At 36.9% G+C, this 21,785-nt stretch carries 19 protein-coding genes and 3 riboswitches; of the genes, 12 read left to right on the top strand and 7 right to left on the bottom strand.

Features of this window, described 5'->3' with window-relative positions; all coding sequences use genetic code 11:
- Window positions 1–5: 5 nt before the first annotated feature.
- On the bottom strand, window positions 6–977 hold the full coding sequence (locus tag DEX24_RS01810) for a magnesium transporter CorA family protein (protein ID WP_109304697.1): 972 nt from the start codon (window positions 975–977) through the stop codon (window positions 6–8).
- 197 nt (window positions 978–1,174) lie between these two features.
- A riboswitch (M-box (ykoK) riboswitch) is annotated at window positions 1,175–1,342 on the bottom strand.
- Between the two features lie 284 nt (window positions 1,343–1,626).
- Here DEX24_RS01810 and DEX24_RS01805 point away from each other — a divergent pair.
- Window positions 1,627–2,280: a TVP38/TMEM64 family protein gene (locus DEX24_RS01805; RefSeq protein ID WP_109304696.1), complete on the top strand. Its 654-nt coding sequence runs from the start codon at window positions 1,627–1,629 to the stop codon at window positions 2,278–2,280.
- 78 nt (window positions 2,281–2,358) lie between these two features.
- Here DEX24_RS01805 and DEX24_RS01800 read toward each other — a convergent pair whose 3' ends face one another.
- The 4 genes from DEX24_RS01800 to DEX24_RS01785 form a co-directional block, all read right to left on the bottom strand.
- Complete coding sequence (locus DEX24_RS01800) at window positions 2,359–3,021, bottom strand: methionine ABC transporter permease (protein WP_109304695.1); 663 nt, start codon at window positions 3,019–3,021, stop codon at window positions 2,359–2,361.
- Entirely contained in the window at window positions 3,018–4,040 is a 1,023-nt protein-coding gene (locus tag DEX24_RS01795; RefSeq protein WP_109304694.1) for a methionine ABC transporter ATP-binding protein, read from the bottom strand. Before DEX24_RS01795 ends, DEX24_RS01800 begins: the two co-directional genes overlap by 4 nt.
- Before the next feature lie 25 nt (window positions 4,041–4,065).
- Window positions 4,066–4,887: a MetQ/NlpA family ABC transporter substrate-binding protein gene (locus DEX24_RS01790; RefSeq protein WP_109304693.1), complete on the bottom strand. Its 822-nt coding sequence runs from the start codon at window positions 4,885–4,887 to the stop codon at window positions 4,066–4,068.
- 103 nt (window positions 4,888–4,990) lie between these two features.
- Window positions 4,991–5,107, bottom strand: a riboswitch (SAM riboswitch).
- A 90-nt stretch (window positions 5,108–5,197) separates the two neighbouring features.
- Window positions 5,198–6,382, bottom strand: coding sequence for a pyridoxal phosphate-dependent aminotransferase (locus tag DEX24_RS01785; RefSeq protein ID WP_109304692.1), 1,185 nt, complete (start codon window positions 6,380–6,382; stop codon window positions 5,198–5,200).
- 115 nt (window positions 6,383–6,497) lie between these two features.
- On the opposite strand from DEX24_RS01785, the gene DEX24_RS01780 reads away from it, so the two are divergent.
- A complete protein-coding gene (locus tag DEX24_RS01780) occupies window positions 6,498–7,289 on the top strand; it encodes a carbon-nitrogen family hydrolase (protein WP_109304691.1) in 792 nt (263 codons plus the stop codon).
- 227 nt (window positions 7,290–7,516) lie between these two features.
- On the opposite strand, the gene DEX24_RS01775 is transcribed toward DEX24_RS01780, so the two are convergent.
- Window positions 7,517–8,140 carry a hypothetical protein gene (locus DEX24_RS01775; protein ID WP_109304690.1) on the bottom strand — a complete coding sequence of 208 codons (624 nt, stop codon included), beginning with the start codon at window positions 8,138–8,140 and terminating at the stop codon, window positions 7,517–7,519.
- A gap of 245 nt (window positions 8,141–8,385) precedes the next feature.
- Here DEX24_RS01775 and DEX24_RS01765 point away from each other — a divergent pair, with 245 nt between their 5' ends.
- The 7 genes from DEX24_RS01765 (at window position 8,386) to DEX24_RS01735 (ending at window position 17,906) form a co-directional block, all read left to right on the top strand.
- On the top strand, window positions 8,386–9,351 hold the full coding sequence (locus DEX24_RS01765; protein WP_109304688.1) for an L-threonine 3-dehydrogenase: 966 nt from the start codon (window positions 8,386–8,388) through the stop codon (window positions 9,349–9,351).
- A 574-nt stretch (window positions 9,352–9,925) separates the two neighbouring features.
- A complete protein-coding gene (locus tag DEX24_RS01760; protein WP_109304687.1) occupies window positions 9,926–11,434 on the top strand; it encodes a class I adenylate-forming enzyme family protein in 1,509 nt (502 codons plus the stop codon).
- Between the two features lie 13 nt (window positions 11,435–11,447).
- Window positions 11,448–12,596: a thiolase family protein gene (locus tag DEX24_RS01755; protein WP_109304686.1), complete on the top strand. Its 1,149-nt coding sequence runs from the start codon at window positions 11,448–11,450 to the stop codon at window positions 12,594–12,596.
- Window positions 12,597–12,608: 12 nt separating this feature from the next.
- Window positions 12,609–13,376: an SDR family NAD(P)-dependent oxidoreductase gene (locus DEX24_RS01750; RefSeq protein ID WP_109304685.1), complete on the top strand. Its 768-nt coding sequence runs from the start codon at window positions 12,609–12,611 to the stop codon at window positions 13,374–13,376.
- Window positions 13,377–13,388: 12 nt separating this feature from the next.
- Complete coding sequence (locus tag DEX24_RS01745) at window positions 13,389–14,537, top strand: acyl-CoA dehydrogenase family protein (protein ID WP_109304684.1); 1,149 nt, start codon at window positions 13,389–13,391, stop codon at window positions 14,535–14,537.
- Window positions 14,538–14,549: 12 nt separating this feature from the next.
- Complete coding sequence (locus tag DEX24_RS01740) at window positions 14,550–16,175, top strand: long-chain fatty acid--CoA ligase (RefSeq protein WP_109304683.1); 1,626 nt, start codon at window positions 14,550–14,552, stop codon at window positions 16,173–16,175.
- Between the two features lie 108 nt (window positions 16,176–16,283).
- The gene (locus DEX24_RS01735; RefSeq protein WP_109304682.1) at window positions 16,284–17,906 is read left to right on the top strand and encodes a long-chain fatty acid--CoA ligase; all 1,623 of its coding nucleotides are present in this window, start codon (window positions 16,284–16,286) and stop codon (window positions 17,904–17,906) included.
- A 46-nt stretch (window positions 17,907–17,952) separates the two neighbouring features.
- Here DEX24_RS01735 and DEX24_RS01730 read toward each other — a convergent pair whose 3' ends face one another.
- Window positions 17,953–18,438, bottom strand: coding sequence for a QueT transporter family protein (locus DEX24_RS01730; protein WP_109304681.1), 486 nt, complete (start codon window positions 18,436–18,438; stop codon window positions 17,953–17,955).
- A 9-nt stretch (window positions 18,439–18,447) separates the two neighbouring features.
- Window positions 18,448–18,492: riboswitch (PreQ1 riboswitch) on the bottom strand.
- Between the two features lie 301 nt (window positions 18,493–18,793).
- On the opposite strand from DEX24_RS01730, the gene DEX24_RS01725 reads away from it, so the two are divergent.
- The 3 genes from DEX24_RS01725 to DEX24_RS01715 are packed head-to-tail and all read left to right on the top strand — an operon-like array spanning window position 18,794 to window position 21,612.
- Window positions 18,794–19,777 carry an ABC transporter substrate-binding protein gene (locus tag DEX24_RS01725; protein ID WP_109304680.1) on the top strand — a complete coding sequence of 328 codons (984 nt, stop codon included), beginning with the start codon at window positions 18,794–18,796 and terminating at the stop codon, window positions 19,775–19,777.
- 16 nt (window positions 19,778–19,793) lie between these two features.
- Window positions 19,794–20,825, top strand: coding sequence for an ABC transporter permease (locus DEX24_RS01720; RefSeq protein WP_109304679.1), 1,032 nt, complete (start codon window positions 19,794–19,796; stop codon window positions 20,823–20,825).
- On the top strand, window positions 20,806–21,612 hold the full coding sequence (locus tag DEX24_RS01715) for an ABC transporter ATP-binding protein (protein ID WP_373863540.1): 807 nt from the start codon (window positions 20,806–20,808) through the stop codon (window positions 21,610–21,612). Before DEX24_RS01720 ends, DEX24_RS01715 begins: the two co-directional genes overlap by 20 nt.
- Window positions 21,613–21,785 lie beyond the last annotated feature (173 nt).

Raw genomic sequence — 21,785 nt, 5'->3', positions numbered from 1 at the left:
TGTAATTATTGTGTAACCATTTTCGTGAAGTATTTCCACATAGCATATGTGAAGACACCAAGACCTGCAGTGATGACAATAGTTGACCACCACTCGTCTTGGAATGGTAGTGGCACATTCATGCCGAAAAAACTAGCGATGACTGATAGTGGCAGCATAATTGTAGAAATGACTGTTAAAATATTGAGTTTATCAATTGATTTTGCGCTGATGATGGAATAATACGTATCAAGGGCACTATTCACAAGTTCTTGATGGGTTTCCGTAGAATCGACAATGCGTTCAAGGTGGTCGTTTAAATCTTTGAAAAATGGCTCATTTACCTCGTGTACGGGAAATTGCCATTTGCCACTGACCATTGAAAAGATTCGTCTTTGCGGCATAATCGTTTGACGAATTAAAATAATAGAACGTTTTAAAGCTAAAAATTCATCGGTGATTTTTTTTGCTGGATAGTCATACATCGTATCTTCTAGTTCATCGATGCGACTACGAATACGATCTAAGACAGGGAAATATTCATCGGTAATACCATCTATAATTGTATGCAGAAGTAAATCAGCTCCACCGCTCATAAAGCGTGTATCCTTTAGTGCAAACATTTCCATGTGAGCGAGCCATTTTAACTTTTGCTTATGCACCGTAATAACATAATGATCGCCGACAAAAATATTCAATGTTTCGGTCGTGATTTCAGTGTCTTTATATTCTTTATAGACAGCAGCATGAAAGACGAAAAATGAATAATTTTTATACATATCCATTTTGGGGCGCGTATCAACAGCTAAGCAATCTTCTATTGTTAATTCATGGAAATCGAATAATTGTGCTAATTGCTGTAGTTCAACATTGTCATAATCATATAAATCAATCCAAAGTAAATTTTCTTTGTTGGCGGTCGCCATCTGTATGTTATCCAATTGTACATCGTGAATAATTTCATTGTTAGCCTTATTAAATAAATGTGTTTTAATCATAGGGTTTCTCCTTTATTATGCAAAAAAGCTTATCATTGAGGGTTTTCTGCATAGCTGTATTTGATGTATGTGATGTGGTTCAGGACTACTATCCATGTGATCCTCACTCCTTTGTCATAATAAATTTCAAATAAAAAAACACCCCTCGACGAAAAGGGATGTTAAATAAATGCACAAAGAAAGTCCATGCATCTTTACATAAGCCCCTTTCGTAGAGTTTTAGCACTATATGACATAGGACGTTTAAGTCCAGCTACGTTAAAAATCACCTTAACTCGATGATTCCTGTTGACCCATTGGCGTCTTTGGACGTTTCTGGGCAGCAGCATATCTTCATATAGGAGCCTCACCTAACGAGGAATAATAATTTGATGTGAATACGAGATGAAGCATAACAACTATATTTCAAACTGTCAACCGCAAAAAAATGTTTTTAAACAGGAACCCATATATGTAAAAACAGAATAACCGTATAAAGTCAGTCATAACAATGATTGAAATATTATAATAAATAAATATTTTAAAAAAATAACAATTTAATCCCATATATTGTATTTCCTGTATTTGATATTGTGTAAAAAAATGAATATACTGTTTTAGTGACTTTTTTTAGAAAACAAATAGTATAGGTTTTTTAAGGAGTTTTAGTATGAATCGAAAAAAGTTAACTATTCGGGCAACAGCCTATCTTGCTATTGTACTCACAATATTTTTCATCATTTATCGAAGTGGTATAGATGTCTCAGATCTATCACCAGATATGATTACACATTTAGCACATAATAATATTTTAATTGTTTTCGCCATTATGCTTGTTATTATGATTTTGCAAAATTTATTTACATTTATACCGCTTGTCCTTGTTATTACTATTAATATATCTTTATTTGGCTTTTGGCCGGGTTATTTTTTAAGCGCATTATGTAGTGTTATTGGTAGCACACTCATATTTTTATCGATTCGTTACATATTTCCTAACGCTTTTGCGAAAACAAAGTTGCATAAATATGAAGAAAAAATTAAAAAAAATGGTTTTATGTTCGTTTTTTTAGGGCGAATACTACCATTTATGCCAACAAACCTTATTAATATTGTATCAGGTTTAAGTTCAATAAAACTTAGTCATTTTGTTGTTGCTACAACATGTGGTAATTTAATCTATGGTCTAGTGTTATCTTCTGCGTCATTTAGTATAATTGCATTATTTATTCATAATCCATTAATTGTTGCTATTTTAGCCATCACTCTAATTGCTATTTATTTTATGGTTAAAAAACGTAAAAAAAGTCTGAAATCAATTTGATTTCAGACTTTTTTATGATTCTATACTAGTTGTTGGGGTTTTCAAACAATACCACCCAATATTTGACGTAGACCTATTTTAATTGCGTTTTAAACGAGCTGCCCATCTATTACCAATGGTTTGAATAATTTGTACGAGAATAATGAGCATTGCAACAACAACATACATTAATTCTGTTTTATATTGTTGGAAACCGTAGCGATAGGCAATATCACCAAGTCCACCGCCTCCAACCAAGCCGGCCATTGCCGTTGCACCTATTAGACTAATGACTGCAAGTGTAAGCCCAAGAATCATCGAAGGACGTGCTTCGCGTAGCAAGACATGCCAAATGATCTGCCTTTTTTTCATACCCATTGCTTTATAGGCTTCAATCACACCTTGATCTACTTCTAAAAAAGCAGATTCCATTAAGCGAGCGATATAAGGTGCTGTATAAAGAACCAAGGGAACAATAATACCTTGCACGCCAATTGTCGTACCAACGATGTACTTCGTAAAAGGAATTATGAAGAATAATAAAATAATAAAAGGGATAGATCGTACAATATTGATCATAATATTTAAAATTTGATAGACTACCCGATTAGCTAATAATTGACCTGGTCTTGTTAATACGACGGCAATACCCAGTGGTACACCGATTAAAATAGCGATAATAAGTGAAATACTCGTCATTTGAAAGGTTTCAATAATACCTTTCCAGAGCAGCTCTCCCCAGTCATCTATAAATGTACTCATCTAATTTGGCCTCCTAATTGCTCAATTCGGATGCCAACATCACGTAAGTAATTGAGCGCTTTTTTTAAGGCAATTGCATCACCTTCAAGATGTACGGTAATATTGCCGACAATACCATTTTTTAATTCGATAATATTAGCAGCCAAAATATTAGGTGTGACGGCGAAACGTTTGCTAATTTCAGCTAATGCAGGTTTACCCGTACTTTGACCTACAAAGGTTAGGCGTGTGACAGCACCAGAGACATTCAAAGTTTCAATGAGGGTATCGGATAGCTGGCGTTGTGATATTGTATTTAAAAACTTACGTGTTGTTGGGTGTTCTGGTTTAGCAAATAATTCAAGTGTCGGCCCTTGTTCAACAACCTGCCCATTTTCCATTACATAAACTTCATCGCATATTTTTTGAATAACATTCATTTCATGTGTGATGAGTAAAATAGTAATGCCTAACTCTCTATTAATTTTAAGGAGTAAATCTAAGATCGAGTCGGTCGTTTCAGGATCTAGAGCAGAAGTTGCTTCATCACTTAGTAGGATTTTGGGCTCTAAAGAGAGAGCACGTGCAATCGCAACACGTTGTTTTTGACCACCCGATAGTTGGGAAGGGTAGTTTGCAGCGCGGTCGCTTAAGCCAACAATTTCTAAGTATTTTTCAACTCGTACTTTTAAATCCTTTTTAGCTACACCAGATAGTTTTAAAGGAATGGCAATATTATCGTAAACTGTCACTGTCTGAAGTAGATTAAAATGTTGGAAAATCATACCGATACCACCGCGAACTTTACGTAATTCTTCACTGGATAGCTCTAGTAAATTTTCCCCATTGATTAATACTTCACCCTCCGTCGGTGCTTCTAGTAAATTAACACAGCGGATTAATGTACTTTTACCAGCACCACTATAACCAATGACCCCATGTATTTCGCCTTCTTTTACCGAAATACTGACACCATCAACTGCTGTAATTAATTTTTTATTCGACTTAAATGTTTTTTTTATATTTTTCAACTCGATCATATCAATCTCTCCTTACAAAATTAGCTTATTTATTAAATACAGGAATAACAGCACCATCGAATTCTTTTTCGATGTATTTTTTCACTGTTTCTGAATGATATGCTTTTACAAATTTTTTAACATCTGCATCATTGATATGTGATTTTTCTACCACAATGGCATTGATATGTGGAGAATCTGTACTTTCAACTGCTAAAGCTGATTTTGTATCCATACCTGCTTCAAGCACAAAATTCGTATTAATGACAGCTGCATCAACTTCATCTAGTTGACGTGGTAATTGAGAAGCCTCTAATTCAACAAATGTGAATTGATGAGGATTTTTGTCAATGTCTTTGGGAGTAGGTAATGTATCTCCCGTATCTTTTAGTGTAATAAGTTTATTTTGTACCAATACCTCAAGTGCACGAGCGCCGTTTGAAGCATCATTTGGAATGGCGATTTTCGAGCCATCTTTTAATTTATCAAGTGATTTTACTTTTTTAGAATAGAGTCCCATTGGTGTTAAAATGGTTGTACCAACCGATACTAAATTACCTTTTTTCTCGGCATTGTAATTTGCTAAGAAAGTAAGCGTCTGGAAACTATTAGCATCTAAATCACCTTGTTCAAGTGAAGTATTTGGTAATACATAATCAGAAAATACTTTTAGTTCAACATCCAAGCCGTCTTCTTTAGCTACTTTTGCAGCCTCTCTAGCAATTTTCTCATGTGGACCACCTGTAACACCAACGATCAGTTTATCGTCAGAACCTGCTGCTGCGTCATCTTTTTTGTCGTTGCCACATGCTGCTAATACCGATGCTGCTAATGATAGTGATAAAATAATTCCCGCTGTTTTTTTCATAATATAAATCTCCCCTTAATTTCTCATTTTATTTTTTAATAATTATAAAAAATAAAAAAGCCCCTCTAATTAAATAGAGAGGCGAAATTTGTCGGATTTACCCCTCTTATCTATCAAGATTTTGTCATCTTGCTGGAATTAGCACCTTTCCACATACAGGATTGTATGGGAAGGTTGCCGAGCTTCATAGGGCCAGTCCCTCAGCTACTCTTGATAAGAGAATATATTTTTATATAATTATTTGTTGTATTCAATTTATACAAAATAGTCAGACAAGTCAATGCTTTTTTTGAAAAAGTATTAATTTTTATTATTGTACACTTAAATTTGTCGAAAACTCAGGCAAACTTGAAATTCTTTCCACTGCTTCTAATAAGCGACTTTCTTCCACAAGTAAGCCCACGCGAATATAACCTTCACCAAATTTTCCAAAGCCATTGCCTGCTGCAACAGCAATATTCACTTCGTCTAGCAAATAATCCGCAAAGCCTTCACTAGTATAGCCTTCAGGTACTTTTAACCAAGCAAAAAAGCTACCTTCTGGTGCATTTACAGCCCAGCCAATACGTTGGCAAGCGGTTATTAATACATTACGACGTTGTTCATAAACGGCTAGTTGATCAACAACACATTGTTGTGAATCTGTGAGTGCAACAGCGGAGGCTATTTGAATTGCTGGGAAAATACTGCAATATAAATGATCTTGTAATAAGTTTAACCCCTCAATTAACGCTGCGTTACCAACTGCAAAACCCACACGCCAACCAGCCATATTATATGTTTTGGATAAAGTATAAAATTCAATGCCAACTTCTTTCGCCCCATCTGATTGTAAAAAGCTAATTGGACGTTGGCCATCAAAACCAAGCGATGCATAAGCAAAATCATGCATGACGGTAATATTGTTTTTCTTTGCAAATTCAATTGTCTCATCAAAAAATGCGGGTGTTGCCACTGCACCTGTTGGATTGTTTGGATAATTTATGTACATCAATTTTGCAGCTTCAATGACAGCATCATCTAATGCCGCATAATCCGGTAAAAAATGATGATCAGCTAGTAAGGGCATCGTTTCAAATTTAATGTCAGCAAGTGCTACACTTGATAAATAATCGGGATAGCCAGGGTCTGGTAAGAGCATCGTATCACCTGGATCTAAAATCGTTAAAGGCAATTCAACAAGGCCCGATTTTGCACCAAAGAGAATGGCGATTTCTGTTTGTGTATCAATGTCAACATTATACTCACGCTTATAAAAAGCAGCAATGGCTTCTTTAAAAGGAGTTATACCTCTAAAAGGTGAATATTTATGCATGGTAGGGTCAGCAGTTGCTTCTTGCATGGCTTTAATAATATGTTGTGGTGTTGGGCGATCGGGATTTCCTTGACCTAAATTAATAATATCTCTCCCTTCAGCGATAGCTTGTGTCACACGACTTGCAAGTTTTGCAAAAAATTGTTCAGGTAAATTTTTCAAGCGTTTGGAACGAGTCATTTATTTGCCTCCTTGGACATTTTTGTTATGATAGAGAAAACCTTCTCTATGAATACTTATAAGTTTTATCGCAAATCATAATACTTTTTAAACTAATTGTCTAGGTGGTGGAGAAATGAAAATTGGATGTATTCAGCTCAAAGTGTCCTTTGCCGATGTCGAAAAAAATTTTTCTCGAGTGGAGATGTTAATTCGAGAAGCGGTAGAAAAAGGTGCGGAAATTGTTGTGTTACCAGAAATGTGGAATACGAGTTATGCACTGGATCGTTTAGAAGGAATTGCCGATGTCGATGGTGTACGTACGAAGGCTTTTCTTGCAAATTTAGCGCGAGAATTACATGTGCATATCGTTGGTGGATCTGTATCGACTAAAAAAGGCGATGCATTTTATAATACGATGTTGACATACAATAATAGTGGTGAGCTAGTAGGTGAGTATGATAAAGCGCATCTTTTCCGTTTGATGGATGAGCATTTATATTTGGCTGCAGGTAGCACACAAAATAATTTCCAACTTGGTGATTTAGATGCGGCGGGAGTTATTTGCTATGATATTCGCTTCCCGGAATGGTTGCGTCTACATGCATTAAATGGAGCACAAGTAATTTTTGTATCAGCTCAATGGCCAACTGCACGTATCGATCATTGGAAAATTCTATTGCAAGCGCGCGCAATAGAAAATCAATGTTTTATCGTTGCAATCAATCGTATTAGTAATAAGCCAGAAAATTTTAATGGTCAATCGATGGTTATTGAACCATGGGGTGAAATTTTATGGACTGGTGCAGAGGATGAAGAACTGGCAATCGTTGATATTGATATTGCTAAAGTAGATGAAGTACGCAAAAAAATACCTGTTTATGATGATCGTCGATCGGAATTATATGGCGATTTAGTGAAAAAATAAAATGGTAAAATCCTGTAATGGTTAAATAGACAGTGTTAAAAAACCTACAGTACGCTGTAGATCAATGAATGGCAATCTATTTTTTGCCAACTGCATAACAAAAGACATAGCCATTTAATGAGGCTACAATCTGATGACTTCGGTAAACTACTGGAGTCATCTTTTTTAATGGTCCTATCTATTTTTATTAGGGATGGGCAGTGGATAAATATAGACGGAGTCTGTGACTAAATATATTGTCGAAAAGAATGGCTTAACATATAACGTTGTAAGCCGCGACTACGATTGATTGCAAGGGTAGAGTTCATTTTATAGTCATCAAAAAGACATGATTCATAGGCGATTTTTGCGTCAAGAGCATGTGTCATCCAAGGTTTTTTTAACGTATCTCGCAGTCGTAAAGCCTCATCAAAATGTCCGCGTAAAATTTCTGCTTGGGCCATCGTATAATGACGTAAATCATAATCTTTAATCTGCATGGCTTCAGAAAGCGCGCGATCATAATCATTATCTAAAATGGCTAATAATGCACGGTAATTATGTAAATCATTTGGGTGTTTTGTCAGCGCGATAATTTTTTCAAGTAATGCTCGCTGAAAATCCTTTGATTCGTGAGCCACCGCATAAGAATAATCAAATAGTAATTTGCGGCGATTATTTTGAAGGAAATGATCGACTTTTTTGATGTCCTTTGTCCAATGAATAATATTGAAGTATGGTAAGACAGTGAAGGAAAAAACAAAAGTAAATAAAATTAAAAAGATAAAAATAGGTGATAATGATATAGCAAATAATAATGAACAAATAATAATTGCGCTAACATATATGCTGATCAACTTTAGCAAGTGCATATTCATGCTCCTTTTAATAGTAGTTGTTCTAAAAATACCCCTTACAGTAAAAAACAAACTGTGTTCTACAAAAAAACAAAAGTTGATATTACTGAAAATAAAATATATAATGAATATACTTAGAAACATTGGTGTAAAAGCTTTTATAAGGGTGGAAAAATGTCCTTTCAGGAGAATCAAATGTATGCACAGGAAAGATGTACACTCCAAAAACACAAATGTAATCACTGCGAGGAGGAAATGAAATGAAGAAAATTATGATAACGGGTGCCTGCGGTCAAATTGGTTCCGAGTTAGTAGAAAAATTGCGTGAAGAATATGGTGTGATGAATGTTTTAGCGACAGATATTAGAGAACCTGCTACCAAAACAGGCCCATTTGAAATTTTAGACGTAATGGATGCAGAAAAAATGCAAAAATTGGCAGAAAATTTTGGTGCAGATACATTGATGCATATGGCAGCTTTATTATCAGCAACGGCAGAAAATAATCCTGTACTAGCTTGGAATTTGAATATGGGCGGTTTGATGAACGCACTTGAAGTAGCACGTAAGCTAAATCTTCAATTCTTTACCCCGAGTTCGATTGGTGCATTTGGTCCTTCAACACAAAAAGATCATACTCCTCAAGATGCATTCCAAAGACCGACAACAATGTATGGTGTCAACAAAGTATCAGGTGAACTTTTATGTGATTACTACTATACAAAATATGGTGTTGATACCCGAGGCGTACGTTTTCCTGGCCTAATCTCAAATGTTACTGCCCCAGGTGGTGGTACAACGGATTATGCAGTAGACATTTACTACAAAGCCATTACAGATGGTAGCTACACATCATATATTGCAGAAGGTACGTATATGGATATGATGTATATGCCAGATGCACTTGATGCCATCGTGAAATTAATGGAAGCAGATGGTGACAAACTACAACACCGCAATGCTTTTAATATTACAGCGATGAGCTTTGAACCAGCACAAATTGCTGCTGCTATTCAAAAATATATCCCTGAATTCACAATGGATTATGCAGTAGATCCAGCAAGACAAGCAATTGCAGATAGCTGGCCCGATTCATTGGATTGCTCTGCGGCAGAGGCAGAATGGCAATTTGAGGCAAAATTCGATTTAGATGCGATGACCAAGGATATGCTCAATCAGTTAAGTGAGAAATTACAACAGCAAAAAACAAGTACGAACATCGTTTAACTGCTAGTGTTCCATATGAAAAAGAGCCTGAGACAAACGTATTTTCAATAGAGAAAATCCCGTATGATTTTTCGAAATCATATGGGATTTTTCATTTGAAGCGATGTCACTGCGTTCTTGTGGGGTTTTCAGCTCATGCTATTCCCACAGGAGTCGTTTTCTGCGCGTTCAATTGATTTGATTATTCGTATTTGAGACAGACTATTTTTGTTCTGTCCTAGGCTCTTTTTATCGGTTGAAAAAATAAAATAACGAAGGCATTCTTTATGAAAGACGAACGTTATTATATTGTTAGTATACTATTATTGCAGATTATACCATCAGATGAACGTTTGCTTTAAAAATAAAAAAGATACTAAAATAATATATAGGTTGAAAATAGAAATTGGTTATAAGATAGCAACTCTCGACATAATTAAAAGTTGATTTTGCTTTTTTGCACATATTGATTGCGTAAATCAATAAAAAAAGTATAATGAAAATAGATGTAGTAGTTTCAAAAAGTTGGAAAATTAGAAGTTGCTGTGAAACCTCACTTGATGACAGAACTATTTAAAAGGGAGAAGATTTAGAAATGAATCTCACGATGCCACTTGTCGTAAATGCTGAGACAATCCCAGAGAAAATTTGTATCATTTGTGATGAACGCCACTATAGTTTTCAGGAATTTAATGAAGAAGTAAATCGTATAGCACATGGTTTATTACAGCATGATATCAAAAAGGGGCAACATATTAGCGTCTTTATGAAAAATTCGGATTATTTTGCTATTGCAGCCTATGCAATTTGGAAAATAGGGGCGGTGTTAGTACCAATCAATTTTCGTTTAGCACCGCCAGAAGTACGTTATATAGTGGAGCAATCCAAGAGTGTATTACTATTTTGCGACGCACAATTGGAAGCGATTGCATACGAAGCTATAAAAGAACAACAGGTGTTAAAAACAGTCATTGTCCAGCCAATAGCAACACAGCCTCACTTTCTGAGTTGGCAAGATATTTATAGTCATAAAGTGAATGAACCATCAGTCATAATAACGAGCGATGATCATGCCGAAATTCTCTATACCTCTGGCACGACAGGTCAACCAAAGGGTGCGCTATTTGATTATAAGAGAATAGTAGCAGTTAATGATGGCATCAAAGAAATATTCAAAACAACAGCAGAAGATGTATATATACATATTGCGCCTCTCTTTCATGCGGCACAGTTAAATTTATTTTTTACAACAGCTATTTCACAAGGTGCAACGGCTATTATTCAGCGTGATTTTGAACCTAAAAAAGTACTGCAACAGATAGCAAAATATAAAGTGACGATTTTTTTTGCAGTACCAGCAATGTATAACGCTTTAGTGCATGCGGATGATGGTCATTCAAATTTATCTTCTGTAAGGGCATGTGCCTACGGTGCAGCACCCATGGCACCAACTCTTGTTCAAGAGAGCATGAAACTTTTCAAAACTGATCAATTTTATAATTTATGTGGTCTAACAGAAGCAGGACCAGGTGGTGTGTTTTTGTCGCCTGAAGACCATCAAAAAAAATTAGGTGCAGGTGGAAAAGCGATGCCGAATTCTATGGTGCGTGTTGTTAATACAGCTTTTGAAGATGTAGCACCGGGTGAAATAGGTGAATTTATTATTCAAGGTGCAGCTGTTATGAAAAAATATTACGATAAACCACAAGAAACAGCGGAGGCTTTTAAAGATGGATGGTTAGTAACTGGTGACCTTGCAATGATGGATGAAGAAGGCTTTATCACATTGGTCGATCGCAAAAAAGACATGATTATTTCTGGTGGAGAGAATGTTTATTCTGTTGAAGTGGAGCAGATATTAAATGGCTATCCAGCTATTTTAGAAGCGGCGATAATCGGACTACCTGATGAAAAATGGGGAGAAATGGTAGTAGGAATACTCGTATTAAAAGAGGGAACGATTCTCGATGAGCAGCATTTACATGACTATTGTAAACAGAAGTTAGCGCGCTATAAAATGCCCAAAAAATATATATATGCGGATACCTTACCACGAAATGAATCGGGCAAAATTTTGAAATATAAATTAAGAGAAACTTTATAAGGAGCGGATCAAAATGAAAGAAGTCGTTATTGTTGCAGCTGTGAGAACAGCTGTTGGAAAAAGAAATGGTCAATTAGCTTATACAAGAGCAGATGATATGGCAGCAGAAGTATTAACGGAAGTAGTGAAGCGTGCGGGTGTGGAAAAAGCAGTTGTGGACGACGTAATCTTAGGTTGTGTGTCGCAAGTTGGAGAGCAGGCCGGAAACATTGCCAGAACAGCGGCATTAATCGCGGGATTTCCTATTGAAGTGCCGGGTGTCACAATTGATCGTCAATGTGGTTCAAGCCAACAGGCAGTCCATTTTGCCTCACAAGCAATTGCTTCTGGCGATATGGATATAGTGATAGCAGGTGGCATTGAAAATATGACGAGAGTACCTATGGGGTCTAGTGCCATCGGAGTTGGTTTGAGTGAAAAATTAACAGATAAATATGAAATTATTCAACAAGGGTTTTCAGCGGAAAGAATTGCAGAAAAATGGGGATTCAATGCACAACAATTAAATGAATATGCATATGAAAGTCATAAGAGAGCTATTGAATCGATTGATCGTGGAGATTTTAAAAAAGAGATCATGCCTTTGCAAGTTAAAAATGAATCCGGAGATACAGTGCTTTTTGAAGTAGATGAAGGACCTCGTGCTTCTACAACAGTGGAAATATTAAATAAATTAAAACCATCATTTCAAGAAAATGGGCTTATTACAGCTGGGAATTCAAGCCCGATTAGTGATGGTGCCTCGGCTGTACTATTAATGTCGTTAGAAAAAGCACAGGAATTGGGGATTAAACCATTAGCGAAAGTTATTGCGCGTTCAGTGATTGGTTCTGATCCCACATTGATGCTGACAGGTCCAATTGCAGCAACAAAAAAAGTATTGAAAAAAGCTGGACTGGATATTAGTCAAATAGATACGTACGAAGTAAACGAAGCCTTTGCACCTGTTACTTTAGCGTGGTTAAAAGATTTAGGTGCAGACCATGCCAAGTTAAATGTTAATGGTGGAGCAATTGCTTTAGGTCATCCATTAGGCGCATCAGGTACAAAATTAATCACGACACTCATCCATCGAATGCAGAGAGAAAATTTAAAATATGGTCTTGTAACTTTTTGTGAAGGTGGGGGCATGTCAAATGCCACTATTTTCGAAAAAATGTAGGAGGGACACTAAATGGAATTAAAAGAAGTAGTAGCTGTTATTACAGGTGGTGCTTCGGGTTTGGGAAAGGCTACTGCACAACATATAGTCGCAGCTGGAGGCAAAGCAATTTTACTCGATATAGATCATGAAAAAGGTCAGGTTTTCGCTGCAAGTGACCAAGATCATTTATTATTTGTCGATACAGATGTGACGGATGAGCAGGCGGTGTTAGCTGCGTTAAATGCGGGAATCAAAAAATTTGGTGACTGTAACGTCGTTGTAAACTGTGCAGGAACTGGCTCCGCAACGAAAATACTATCAAAGCATGGCATTCATTCACTGCAGCAGTTTTCACGTATCATTGATATTAATCTTATCGGCACGTTTAATGTATTGCGTTTAGCAGCAGATTTGATGCAAACAAATGACGCGGATGAAGATGGACAAAGAGGTGTTATCATCAATACAGCATCCGTAGCTGCATTTGACGGACAGATTGGACAGGCTGCATATAGTGCTTCAAAAGGAGCGATTGTTAGTATGGCATTACCTTTAGCTAGAGAGTTGGCAGACGTCGGCATACGCGTCATGACAATTGCACCTGGCATGGTTGAAACACCGATGTTTGCGAGTTTACCAGAATCGGTGCAACAATCACTTGGCGCAGCGACGCCTTTTCCAAAACGCTTGGGTAAAGCAAGTGAATATGCATTATTAGTAGAAGGTATTATTCGTAATACATTATTAAATGGTGAAGTAATTCGGATGGATGGTGCCATTCGTATGCAACCGAAATAAGGGGGATATAATATGAAAAGATATCGTTTTGAAACGGATGAACATGAATTATTCAGAAAATCTTTCAAAAAATTTTTAGATGAAGAAGCGGTCCCAAACTATGAGCAGTGGGAAAAAGATCGAATTATTCCACTCGAATTTTGGCGCAAACTAGGAGAAAATGGCTACTTATGTCCTCAAGTAGAGGAGAAATACGGTGGTCTTCATGTCGATTATTCATTTGGTGTCATTATTAATGAAGAGTTAGAACGAGTTGGTGGAGGTATGACAGGTATTGCATTACATAATGATATTACAATTCCCTACATCGAAGAATTTGGTACCGAGGAGCAAAAACAGCGTTGGCTACCAAAATCAATCACCGGAGAATATATTTCTTCAATTGCTATGACTGAACCTGGAGCTGGTTCAGATTTAGCTAATATTACGACGACCGCAGTTCGAGATGGTGATCATTATATCGTCAATGGTTCTAAAACCTTCATTACAAATGGAATTCATACGAACCTTGTACTATTAGCAGTTAAAACAGATAGTAAAACGGCTAAAAAGCATGATGGCGTGAGCTTGCTCATCGTAGAAGGACCAACTCCTGGCTTTACGAAGGGGCGCAAATTGGACAAGATGGGCATTCATTCCCAAGATACAGCGGAATTATTTTTTGAAGATTGTCGTGTCCCGGTGAGCAATCTCATCGGTGAAGAAGGAATGGGCTTCAAATATATGATGCGAAAATTACAGCAAGAAAGATTGGGCGTAGCACTGGCGACGCAAATTGCTTCCGAAGATATGTTGGAATTAACGTTGAATTATGTAAAAGAGCGACAGGCATTCGACAGACCAATCAGTTCTTTTCAAAATACGCAATTTAAAATAGCTGAAATAGCGACACGTATTGAATTAGGAAAAACTTTTTTAGAGGCATTAATTGAAGATCATATAGCAGGAAAAGATGTAGTAACACGTGTATCAATGGCCAAATATTGGATTTCAGAGTCCGCGCAAGATACAGCTAAAACATGTGTACAACTCCATGGTGGTTATGGTTTTATGGAGGAATACAAAATTGCTAGACGCTATAGAGATATTGTTGTGACATCAATTTATGCAGGTACAAATGAAGTAATGAAGAGGATTATTGCCAAAAACTTAGGGATATAGGAGTGAAGGACCATGATGGATACACCTTTAGTATTAACAGCTTTTCTAAATCGAGCAGAAAAATATTTTGGTAAAAAACAAATCATTTCACGTACATCCGACACAAAAATTCATCGAATCACGTATGCGGATTTTGCAGTGAGGACACGTAAACTTGCTTCAGCACTAGCTGATCTAGGCATGCAGCGTGGCATGAAAATAGGTTCATTTGCTTGGAATCATCATCGTCATTTAGAAACCTATTTTGCTGTACCATGTTCAGGAGCAATCCTTCATATGATCAATATCCGTTTATCGGCAGAGCATCTTATTTATATTATTAATCATGCTGAGGATGAGATTATTTTAGTAGATGAAGATTTGCTCCCAATTATCGAAAGCATTGAACATGAGTTGAAATCAGTGAAAACCTATATTATTATGGGCGATGATGTAGATTTATCTAAAACGACATTAAAAAATGTACTGTCGTATGAACAATTAATCGCATCAGCAGATGAAAATTTTGTGTTCCCAGATGATTTAGAAGAAAATATGACAGCGGGTATGTGTTATACGAGCGCAACAACAGGTTTCCCTAAAGGTGTGGAATATTCACATCGTGGTCTTGTATTACATGCTCTATCACTAGGTTTAGTTGAAACGTTTGGTATTAGTGAACGGGAAGTTATTATGCCTGTTGTGCCAATGTTTCATGTTAATGCCTGGGGTCTACCTTTTGCTAGTGTCAATTACGGAGCCAATCAAGTATTGCCGGGACCAAATTTTACACCGAAAATTTTGATTGATTTGATGGAGTCAGAGAAAGTGACTTTGACAGCGGGTGTGCCAACAATTTGGCTTGGTGTTATTCAAACATTGGATCAAAGTCCAGAACCACGCGATTTATCATCATTAAAATTAGTTGTCAGCGGTGGTTCTGCTTCACCGAAAGGTCTTATTAAAGCATTCGAAGAAAAGTATAATATTCCATTCATTGTAGGGTATGGTATGACGGAAACGAGTCCTATTGTCAGCGTATCAAATTATACGAGTGAAATGGACGACTGGACAGCAGATGAAAAATTAGCTATTCGCGCTACGCAAGGTTTAACCGTGTCGCTTATTGAAACGCGCATCGTGAATGAAAATGGCGAAGTGCCAGCAGATGGTCAAACGATGGGTGAACTGACCATTCGCGGACCGTGGATTGCCGACGAATATTATAAGGATGAACGCACAGAAGATGCTTTTAGAGATGGTTGGTTATATACGGGAGATATCGCTGTAAGAACACCAGAAGGCTATATTAAAATTACCGATCGTACGAAGGATTTAATCAAGAGTGGCGGTGAGTGGATCTCATCCGTTGACTTAGAAAATGCATTGATGACACATGAAGCAGTTTTTGAGGCAGCTGTTATTGCGATGCCACATCCTAAATGGCAGGAACGCCCACTAGCATGTGTTGTCTTGAAAAATAACGATATTGAAGAAAATAGTGTGAAAGCACAGTTATACAGTCATCTAGAGCAAGATTTTGCTAAATGGTGGTTACCTGATGATATTATATTCTTAAAAGAGATTCCAAAAACATCTGTAGGGAAGTTTTTAAAAGCGAAACTACGTGATGATTTAGAAACATTACTTGTAAAATAGTAGTCGAAGGGGCCGATGGACAATACAAGTCGTCGGTCTCTTTTTTATGTGAAAAATAGATGTCTTCGAGTGGATTTATGAAAAACTTAGGAAGTGGAGTGGTTAAAGATGATGGATACACAGCTTGTATTAACGCAATTTTTAACGCGCGCTGAAAAATATTATGGGCATAAAAAAATTATTTCGAGAACATCTAGTACGATGACTCACCGTATTACGTATCGTGATTTTGCTCAACGGACACGAAAACTGGCATCAGCATTGGAAGGGGTGGGGATGAAAAGAGGGACAAAGGTCGGTACATTTGCCTGGAATCACCATCGTCATTTAGAAGCATATTTTGCGATTCCATGTGCAGGTGCAATTATTCACATGTTAAATATCCGTTTATCACTTGAACATTTACGCTATATTATCAATCATGCAGAGGATGAAATTATTCTCGTAGATGAAGAATTAGCCCCATTATTGGCAAGTATTCAACATCAGTTAACCACGGTGAAAACATTCGTTGTTATGGGGGATCACGTCGATATTGCTGCCACGAAATTGCAAAATGCACAATCATATGAAGAATTGTTGGCGGCAGCAGATAGTAGTTATGAATTCCCGACAGATTTGGATGAAAATATGAATGCTGGTATGTGTTACACAAGTGCGACAACGGGTTTTCCAAAAGGTGTTTTCTACACGCATCGCGGAATTGTGTTGCATTCGTTGTCCCTTGGTTTAGTAGAGAGTTTTGGTTTGAATGAACGGGATATTGCACTTTCAGTCGTACCAATGTTTCATGCGAGTGCATGGGGCTTGCCTTTTGCCGCAGTGAATTTTGGTTCTACACAAGTGCTACCGGGACCAAATATGACACCTCAAATTATTTTAGATGTAATGGAAGCAGAAAAAGTAACGGTTACAGCAGGCGTACCAACAATTTGGTTTGGTGTGTTGCAACTTTTAGAAAATAGTACGCGACCGATTGACCTATCATCAATACGTATTCTTGTAAGTGGTGGAGCCTCTTCTCCTAAAGGATTAATTCAAGCATTTGAACAAAAATATAATATTCCATTTACAGTTGGTTACGGTTTAACGGAGACAAGTCCACTTGTAACACTATCACGCTATAAATCTGAAATGGATGATTGGAGCGAGGAACAAAGGCTTGAAGCACGCAGTATGATTGGTATGCCAGCAGCTCTTTTACAAACAAAGTTACTAAATGAAGAGGGTGAAGTACCCTGGGATGGCAAAACAATGGGAGAATTGCTCGTGAAAGGACCATGGATTGCCGATGCATACTATAAGGATGAACGAACGGTAGAAGCATTTAAAGATGGTTGGTTACATACTGGCGATATTGCCATTCAGACACCAGAAGGTTTTATAAAACTTGTTGACCGCACAAAGGATTTAATAAAAAGTGGTGGCGAATGGATCTCATCTGTTGATTTAGAAAATGCACTAATGACGCATGATGCAGTGGCGGAAGCGGCAGTCATTGCCATGCCACACCCTACATGGCAAGAGCGTCCATTAGCATGTGTAGTATTAAAAAATAAAGAAGTAAATAGTGATGATATAAAAGAACAGTTATTACAGTATTTAGCGCAAAATTTTGCTAAGTGGTGGGTGCCAGATGAAATCGTTTTTATCGATGAAGTACCAAAAACATCAGTCGGTAAATTCCAAAAGAATCAGTTGCGCAATCAATTAGAGGAGTTATTACAATAAAAAAACGCCCTTCGAAATAGCGAAGGGCGTTTTATATGACTGAGCATTAAGCTAATAATTTTTGAAAATGTAGTCGTTTGTTCAACGCTAGCATAATCGGAATACCAATTAGCATAATACCAAGCTCTCCTAGAGCAACTGTCAACCAAGTATACAAAAATGGTAGATCAAATAGGATGACTAATTCAAGTGAAATCAACCACATCATAAAGGCAAAAACAATCGAGTTGAGAACCATACGTTTGATAATCGATTTAATGTATTTTGCTGAAAGGATGGCAATGCCAAGAGACAGTGCGGTTTGACCTACACCAAAAAGTAAATCTAGTGGACCATTTGGCGAAAAGAGATTCGTAATAAAAACGCCGACAATAATAGCGTAAAAGAATTTCTTATTGAAGATAACAAGGTGATTCAAAATTTCGCCAAAGCGAAATTGAATAGCCCCAAAAGCTAGTGGTGATACGAGTAATGACACAGCAATATACAAGGCTGCAATAATACCACTCGTAGCTAAGAATTTGATTTTCATACTATTCATTTCTCCTTAGTTTTTTTTCGTGGGATGGTTACGAACCACGTAAAAATGACATAACAACTTATTCTAAAGCGAAATAATAGGAAAGTCAAATGAACAAAAATTAGTAGCGTTATATAAACCAATGGTTAACGCGAGCGGTAAAAAAATAGTATTGGGAAAAGGACAAGAAAATAATTATTTTAGGCTCTATATAATAGGAAGCTAGTAGCATCAACACTTTGATGAGTTGAACCTCAACGCTTTAGTGTGTAAAATTATCAAACTATTCATAATATTGTTGACTATTGATTTTTAAGGCGGTAACATAGCAATAATTAAGGTAATTACATAATATGGAGGCGGGAAAATGAAAAAGAAAAATGCGCTACTATTATTTTTGCTATCAGCAATTATTTTAGTTCTTGCAGCTTGTGGAACGACTGAAGATAGTAAAGGGAAAGCAGAAAAAGAAAAAGAATATAAAGTAGGGATTTTACAATATGTAGAACATCCTTCTTTAAATGAAGCAACAAAGGGCTTTAAGGCTGCTTTAGAACAATCAGGTTTAAAAATTAAATATGATGAGAAAAATGCACAAGGAGATGCAAGTAATAATGTGACTGCAGCAAATAATTTAGTTGGCGCAGGAAATGATTTGATTTTTGCCAATGCTACGCCTTCAGCTATCGCCGCTCAAACAGCAACAGCTGATATTCCAGTATTATTTACATCGGTCACAGATGCGATTGACGCGGAGTTGATCACATCGATGGAAAAACCGGGCGGAAATGTTACGGGGACAATCGATACCCATCCTGAAGCAATTCCAAAGACAGTAAAATTTTTAGCAGAGCAATTAAATGCTAAAAAGGTAGGAATGGTTTTTAATTCAGGTGAACAAAATTCACTTGTACAAGTCAAATTGGTCAAACAAGAAGCAAAAAAATATAATATCGAAATTATTGAAGCATCTGTAGCAACATCAGCAGATGTAAAACAAGCAACAGAATCATTGATTGGCAAAGTAGATTCTTACTATATTATTACGGACAATACGGTCGTTTCAGCATTAAGTGCAGTACTTGATGTGGCAAATGATAAAAAAATTCCAGTGATGGTTGGCGAACTTGATTCTGTTAAAGCAGGTGGGTTAGGTGCATATGGCTTTAGTTACTATGATATAGGATTTGAAGCAGGCGAAATGGCCATTCAAATTTTAAAAGATGGTAAAAAACCAGCTGATATTCCAGCAGCTTTCCCAGATAAGTTGAAATTTGAAATGAATGAAAAAACGGCCAAGACAATCGGTCTTACTATAAAGGAAGATTGGAAAGCAGAACTCGTAAAATAACAGGAGATGATTCTACATGTTTGTAGCAATTTTTGGCTCTGTTGAACAAGGAATCATCTATGCAATAATGGCGCTCGGAGTGTACTTGACATTCCGAGTTTTAGATTTCCCTGATTTAACAGTAGATGGCAGTTTCGTAACTGGTGGGGCGACAGCAGCGACGATGATTACATTAGGGTATAACCCCTTTATAGCGACATTATGTGCACTAATCGCTGGTTTTATCGCTGGTAGTATAACCGGTATTCTTCATACAAAAGCAAAAATCAATGCATTATTAGCAGGTATTTTAATGATGATTGCCCTCTATTCGATAAATTTACGGATTATGGGTGCAACATCAGAAACATCGATAGGCAGACCGACGATTCCTTTATCCAATGCAGACACCGTATTTAAATCAGTTGCTGCATTTTGGCAAAAGCTCGGCATTGATGATTCGATTAATAATATGTTACGCAGTATGGGCGTACAAATGGTCCCAAATACATGGGGAACGATTTTCATTATGATCATCGTGACCATCTTTATTAAATTTGCTGCCGATTGGTTTTTGAAAACAGAACAAGGTTTAGCCATTCGTGCAACGGGTGACAATTCAAAAATGATTCGTAGTTTTTCAGCAAATACGGATACACTAATTATTATAGGATTGGGTATTTCAAATGCACTTGTTGCGTTATCAGGTGCACTAATTGCTCAGTATAGTCGCTTTGCTGATATACAAACAGGTACTGGTATGATTGTTAGTGGCCTAGCTTCAGTCATAATAGGAGAGGCGATTTTTGGAACAAAGAGCGTTGCCAGAACGACATTAGCAGTCGTTTGTGGAGCAGTTATTTATCGTATTGTCATCGCATTGGCTTTACAAATAAAACTATTCGATACAGGTGATTTAAAAGTGCTGACGGCCATCATTGTTATTATCGCTTTAGTTGTACCGAATTTGATTGAAAAACGTAAAGAGAAAAAACGAAGAGCAAGGCGAAGAATGATGAGGTATCAACAATTAACTTCGGCTAAAAAGGATGGTGAATTCATTGCTTAAAGTTAAGAATGTTAATAAAATTTTCAATGAAGCAACAGCTGATGAAAAAATTGCATTAAACGATATTGATCTTCTGTTAGCCCCCGGTGATTTTGTCACGATTATTGGTAGTAATGGTGCAGGGAAATCGACATTAATGAGTACGATTTCAGGTGCATTGACACCAGATATTGGTGATATTTCGATAAATGAAAAAATAGTGACAAAACTACCAGAGTACAAACGTTCAAAATATATTGGCCGCGTCTTTCAAGACCCAATGGCTGGTACAGCGCCAAATATGACAATCGAAGAAAATCTAGCAATTGCCTATTCGCGCAAAAAAAATAGAGGGTTACGAAACGCTATAAATCGTCGACGTAAAGACTTTTTCATCGAATCGCTACAAATGCTTGGCTTAAACTTAGAGTCACGTCTATCAGCAAAGGTGGGCTTATTATCAGGTGGTGAACGCCAAGCGCTATCATTATTAATGGCGACGTTTACAAAGCCCGATATTCTATTATTGGATGAACATACGGCAGCACTTGATCCATCAAGAGCGGAGATTATTACAAATTTAACGAAGAATTTAGTGGCAAAAGATCAGTTGACGACATTGATGGTGACCCATAATATGCAGCAGGCGCTCGATTTAGGGAATCGCCTTATTATGATGGATAAAGGTCAAATTATATTAGAAGTAGGACCAGATAAAAAACCCTATTTAACAATTGATGATCTCATGTCAGAATTTCAGCGCATCCGCGGTGAGAAAATGGTATCTGATCGTGCATTACTTAGTTGAAATAACTAATAATAAAGAGTATTTTTGTGACAATCATTTGAAGCTGTCATCTGTCTCTTGAAAGTTCGCTTGGTCCTTATGTTCTGTTGATTTAATCGTGACCGAATATGTTTTACTTTTAGAACCCTCTTTATAACAGCCTTCTTGCATTGGACAAACTTTACATTTTTCTA

Origin of the sequence: Kurthia sibirica, assembly GCF_003143975.1 — a bacterium.
GTDB classification, from domain to species: Bacteria; Bacillota; Bacilli; order Bacillales_A; family Planococcaceae; genus Kurthia; species Kurthia sibirica.
The sequence above is the reverse complement of the archived record's forward strand: the minus strand, read 5'-3'. Positions and strand labels throughout refer to the sequence as shown.